Source organism: Haladaptatus sp. AB618, from assembly GCF_024136965.1.
Lineage (GTDB): Archaea > Halobacteriota > Halobacteria > Halobacteriales > Haladaptataceae > Haladaptatus.
In genome coordinates this window covers 1-226 of the sequence record NZ_JAMYJX010000040.1, presented here as the reverse complement: position 1 = coordinate 226, position 226 = coordinate 1, and the positions used below count along the sequence as shown (strand labels likewise).

Here is a 226-nt window from a genome sequence, read left to right as displayed (position 1 = left end):
CGACAGCCTCGGGGCGGGTCGATGGCTTCCGGCATGACGCCCCGAATCGGCGTCAGTTCATCGACGGTTTGGTCGGGACGGGGCATCGAGTCCAACAGTGCCCTGGTGTAGGGATGTTTGGTGTCGTGGAACAGGTCGTCCACGGTGGCCTGCTCGACGATTTCCCCGAGATACATCACGTTCACGCGGTCGCACAGTTCGGCGACGACACCCATGTCGTGGGTGA

Annotated in this window: 1 protein-coding gene; it reads right to left on the bottom strand. The window is 62.8% G+C overall.

Annotated elements, in window-relative coordinates; all coding sequences use genetic code 11:
• Positions 1–226 (bottom strand): oligopeptide/dipeptide ABC transporter ATP-binding protein (locus tag NKF26_RS24015; protein WP_369682193.1); only part of this gene is annotated, 226 nt, incomplete at both ends.